Source organism: Streptomyces sp. NPDC002130, assembly GCF_040296465.1.
GTDB lineage: Bacteria > Actinomycetota > Actinomycetes > Streptomycetales > Streptomycetaceae > Streptomyces.
Map to the genome: position 1 here is coordinate 1 of NZ_JBEOXI010000876.1, position 1,380 is coordinate 1,380.

1 protein-coding gene is annotated in these 1,380 nt (G+C 61.2%); it reads right to left on the bottom strand.

Annotation, left to right across the window (positions count from 1 at the left end; genetic code table 11):
* Nucleotides 1–25: 25 nt before the first annotated feature.
* Nucleotides 26–1,150 carry a dimethylsulfone monooxygenase SfnG gene (gene sfnG, locus ABT116_RS46545; RefSeq protein ID WP_351647300.1) on the bottom strand — a complete coding sequence of 375 codons (1,125 nt, stop codon included), beginning with the start codon at nt 1,148–1,150 and terminating at the stop codon, nt 26–28.
* Nucleotides 1,151–1,380 lie beyond the last annotated feature (230 nt).

The window sequence follows — 1,380 nt, forward strand, 5'->3', positions numbered from 1 at the left end:
CCTGAATCACCAGCGCCCGCGGTGATCAGCCGGCGGTGACGAGCGCATGCTCGTCGCTGCCGGCTGCTTCGAGTTCGCGAACCAGCGGGAGCACCTTGGCCCCGAAGTACTCGATCTCTTCCTGGAAGTGCAGGAATCCGCCGAGAATCAGATCGACACCGCGGCGGCGATATTCGACGATCCGATGGGCGATCTGTTCCGGCGTGCCGATCAGTTGTGAGCGGAAGCCGTCGTTGTACTGGACCAAGTCCTCGAATGTCGAATCCGCCCACATCCCGTCCTTGGACGCGGTCGACGCGCCGGCCTGTTGGACTGCATTCTTGAATCCCTCGACTGCAGGACGGTTCGCCTTGGCGATAATCTCGCGCAGCGTGTCTTTCGCCTCGGCCTCGGTATCGCGGGCGATGATGAACCCGTTGAGCCCGAACTTGACCTCCCGATCGTTCTCACGAGCAACACGGCGAACGTCGACCAACTGTTCGGTGACTCCGTCGTAGTCCTTGCCGTTACTGAAGTACCAATCCGAGTAGCGACCGGCGTTCTCACGGGCAGCCGCCGAGTTACCACCTTGGAACAGTTCGGGATTGGGGCGCTCCGGAGTGTTCAGCGGCTTCGGCTTCAACGTGAAGTCGTGAATGCGGTAGAAGTCGCCGCGGAAATCGACGTCGTCCTCGGTCCAGATCTTACGAAGAACCTGAAGGAACTCGGCGCTGCGACGATAGCGCTCGTCGTGCTCGAGCCACGGCTCGCCGAGATGGGTGAACTCGTCCTTGAACCAACCGCTGACGACGTTGACGGCAAATCGTCCATTCGACAGGTGGTCAGCGGTAGCGCCCAGTTTCGCCAACACGGCCGGCTGCCAGAGTCCGGGGTGCACCGCGGCGATGACCTTGAGCTTCTCGGTGGCCAAGAGCAGCGCAAGACTGAAGCTCGTGGATTCGTGCTGGAATTCGGCCCCGCAGCTCGCCTCGTAACGTACCTGGCTCAGGGCGTACTCGAAGCCGTTGTTCTCGGCGGTCTGCGCCAGCTTCTTGTTGTACTCGTAGTCCCAGCTGGTCCGCTGCTCGATGTCGGAGGTGACCAGACCACCACTGACATTGGGCACCCAGTAGGCGAACTTGATCTCGTCGGCGATACGTTCAGTAGACATGAAACCCAGCAAACATGCAGTTCCCAGGGGTTTCCAGGGTAGCGATCACACAGGTTGTAAGTGTTGGGTGGGTGCTGCGACTGTGAAACGGTGGCAGCATGACTGCTGTGGACATTCAGGAGATCGCGCACCGCATCACCAGCGAAGACGAGACACTCTCGGTAGCGTCGCAGCTGTCCGCCGAGTTCGCGGCAGGCGCTGGTGTCCGCGATGCGCAGCGCCTCCTTCCC

Bases quoted from the DNA above. Each gene is read 5' to 3' on its own strand.
- sfnG (WP_351647300.1), bottom strand. From the start codon at position 1,150: ATGTCTACTGAACGTATCGCCGACGAGATCAAGTTCGCCTACTGGGTG.